This window comes from uncultured Meiothermus sp. (genome assembly GCF_937863175.1).
Classification (GTDB): Bacteria; Deinococcota; Deinococci; order Deinococcales; family Thermaceae; genus Meiothermus.
In genome coordinates this window covers 1-3,001 of sequence record NZ_CALMCQ010000450.1, presented here as the reverse complement: position 1 = coordinate 3,001, position 3,001 = coordinate 1, and the positions used below count along the sequence as shown (strand labels likewise).

General features: G+C 59.7%; 4 protein-coding genes. 1 reads left to right on the top strand and 3 read right to left on the bottom strand.

The window, feature by feature from the left end; genetic code table 11:
* Together ispE and ispD are read right to left on the bottom strand one after the other, a co-directional pair.
* Positions 1-741: 4-(cytidine 5'-diphospho)-2-C-methyl-D-erythritol kinase (ispE, locus tag Q0288_RS16925; RefSeq protein ID WP_299433223.1), on the bottom strand; the 741-nt coding region annotated here is incomplete at its 3' end.
* Positions 714-1,364, bottom strand: coding sequence for a 2-C-methyl-D-erythritol 4-phosphate cytidylyltransferase (gene ispD, locus Q0288_RS16920; RefSeq protein ID WP_299433220.1), 651 nt, complete (start codon positions 1,362-1,364; stop codon positions 714-716). The genes ispD and ispE, both read right to left, overlap by 28 nt.
* Before the next feature lie 43 nt (positions 1,365-1,407).
* Here ispD and Q0288_RS16915 point away from each other — a divergent pair, with 43 nt between their 5' ends.
* Entirely contained in the window at positions 1,408-2,190 is a 783-nt protein-coding gene (locus Q0288_RS16915) for an undecaprenyl-diphosphate phosphatase (RefSeq protein ID WP_299433217.1), read from the top strand.
* A 3-nt stretch (positions 2,191-2,193) separates the two neighbouring features.
* Here Q0288_RS16915 and Q0288_RS16910 read toward each other — a convergent pair whose 3' ends face one another.
* Complete coding sequence (locus Q0288_RS16910; RefSeq protein WP_299433213.1) at positions 2,194-2,817, bottom strand: ABATE domain-containing protein; 624 nt, start codon at positions 2,815-2,817, stop codon at positions 2,194-2,196.
* Positions 2,818-3,001 lie beyond the last annotated feature (184 nt).

Here is a 3,001-nt window from a genome sequence, read left to right as displayed (position 1 = left end):
GCGGGCCAGGCCAAACAGCGTCGAGCCAGAACCCGACATCAAGACCCCGCGTAGCCCCGCACGACGCAGCTCACGTTTTAACTCAGACAGAAACGGTTCCATCCCAAAAACTGGCTGCTCGAGGGTATTCCAGTACGGGGGCTCTTCCCCCGCTCGAATCGCGGCCAGGATGCTCGGCAGATCCAGCTCCGGCTGCCACATCTCGGGCTCGAGGCGACGGTAGGCCTCCGCCGCCGATACCGCAAGGCCAGGGTTCACCAGCACCAGATGGGCCTCCAAAGGCGGAAGGGGCCGCAGCCTCTCCCCTACTCCCCGTCCTTCGGCCAGACCAGCACCCAGGAAGAAAGGCACATCTGCCCCAAGCTTCAGGGCCAGTTCCGACAGTTCAACGGGCGCCGGGTAAAGCCTTGACAACGCCTTGAGCACCGCCGCTGCATCGGAAGAACCCCCACCCAGGCCGGAGGCCAGCGGAAGGGTTTTCTCCAGCACCACCCGCACCCCTCCGCGCCACCCTAGGGCGTTCAGGTACGCTACCGCAGCCAGGTAGACCAGGTTATCGGGGTTAGCAGGTAAGGATGAGCCGCGCACTTCCAACTCCACCCCTTCTGGAATGGCCTCGATTTGCAAACGATCCCCCACCTGCAGTGCGGCAAAAATGGTGTGCAGCTCGTGGTAGCTGTCCGCCCGGCGGCCCAGCACCGAGAGGCCCAGGTTCACCTCGGCTGGGGCCAGGCGTTCCATACCCGCGCCAGTCCTTCCGCCAAAAGCAGGTCTTCAGGGTAGGTCACCTTAAACATCCGGCGATCCCCCTCTACCAGCGCCACTGGGTGGCCCAGCGACAGAACCAGCTGGGCATCGTCGGTAAACTCCAAACCCCCGGCCTGCGCATTCAGGTGGGCCTGCCACAACACTTCTCGTCGGAAGCCCTGGGGGGTCTGTACCAGCCGGTAATGCTCGCGGGGTATAACCTCCCCGTACTGATGTTCCTGCGCTTGCACCAGGGTATCGGGTACAAAAACCGCCAGGGTGGCTGCGCCCGACTGTCGAACCTCGCCCAGCAAACGCTCTACCGCCGAGCGCACCACAAAGGGCCGGGCCACGTCGTGCACCAGCACGATCTCGCCGGTGGCGGCCTGCACCAGATTGAAGACGCTCTTCTGACGGGTAGTCCCACCCACCACGGTCTTGATCGGCAGCTCGAACCCCCGGCCGGCCGGCAATGCTACCAGTATCTCGTCGGCCCAGCCAAATCCCTCGACTGCCCACTCGAGCAGACTCTTGCCTCCCACCCGGATAAAGGCTTTTGGCCCCAGACCAATTCGTTCGCCATAGCCTGCTGCCGGTAGCAGCACCGAAACCTTCACGCCTGAAATCGTACCGCATGGGCGAATAAAGCATGGTATCCTCATGGGCGTGACGATTTTTGAGGCTTTTATTCTGGGGGTAATTGAGGGCCTGACTGAGTTTTTGCCGGTCTCTTCCACCGGCCACCTGACCCTGGCAGCCCACCTGATGGGCCTGGATATTGAGAACGACCCCTTCATCAAAAGTTTTGTGATCGTGATTCAGCTTGGGGCCATCCTGGCTGTGCTGGCGCTGTATTTCAAGCGCTTCTTGCAGGATATGGAGGTCTGGAAGCGCATTATCGTAGCCTTCATTCCCACGGGCATTCTGGGGTTTTTGCTGGCGGATGTGATTGAGAACGTGTTTCTGGGCAATGACCTGATCGTGGTCATTAATCTGATTGGCGTAGGGGTGTTGCTACTCTTTGTGGATCGCTGGCTCGAGCGGCACAAGCGCTACGACGATGTAAACCAGATGCCCGTTCGTCAGTCGGTTCTGATTGGATTGTTCCAGGCGGTGGCCATGATGCCGGGGGTTTCGCGCAGCGGGGCGACCATCGTGGGGGGCATGGCCTTAGGGCTGTCGCGCCGGGCAGCGGCGGAGTTCTCGTTTATTCTGGCGGTTCCGACCATGCTTACCGCCACCGGTTTCTCGCTTTTTCGCAATGTGGATCAGTTCCGGGCCGATAGCTGGTCCCTGATCGCGGTGGGCTTCGTGACTGCTTTTGTGGTGGCTTTCCTTACGGTGCGCTGGTTGCTCGACTATGTAAGCCGTAACAGCTTTGTGCCCTTCGCGATTTATCGCATCGTGGTGGGGATTGTGTACGGGGTGTTCTTCTTGCGTTAGCCTTCATGCAGTTTTGTGTTTTCGATAGTGTTGCAGAACCTTGGCCCGGTTACCACAGCTTTCCATACTGCACCAGCGGCGGCTCTTGTTGCGGGTCTGGTCGAGGTAGAGCCAGCCGCAACCCCGGTCATCGTGGCAACGCCCCACTCGAGCCAGGGCCGCTGAGGTCAGCAGCTCCATGGCCGAGCGGGCAATAGGGCCCAGCATCCAGTCCAACGAGCGTTTGTCGCTCCACTCCCAGGCAAACCCCTTAGAGCTGGTTACCACCATCAGATGAGGTTGTTTCTCGGCCCATACCTGGTTGAGCAGGCTGAGCGCGGCCTCGGGGTTGGGCTGCCCCAGCACCACCGCCGAAAAAATCTCAAAGATAGCCTCGCGCAGCGCCGTGGCCTGTTGCAAGGCCTGCTCGGCCTGTTCGGGATGGGCCTGACCCTCGAGGGTCAGCCACTGGGCCTCGAGCCCGCTCAAAACCCCTCTTTGCCGCCCCCAGTCCACCCATACCGCAAAGCTGGTGAGTTTTTCCTCCGGCTGGGCACTGGCGTGCCAGTCGTTGGTATTGGCAAAATCCAGACATAACCACCCTTCTCTCAGGGTGTAGTGGGTTCTCAAACGTTCGTTCTCTGTCATCGCATTTCCCTCTATACTAACTGTCTATCACTACTTGACTAGTTAGTCAAGTCGAGTTATACTAACTATTGTTGATGATATAGATGGTTATAGGGAGGGTGTTATGCAGTGGAACTTTTTTTTGGCAGAGTGGCAAGCGAGGGATCGTCAAAACCAGCTGCTTGAGGAGGCCGCCCGCGATCAT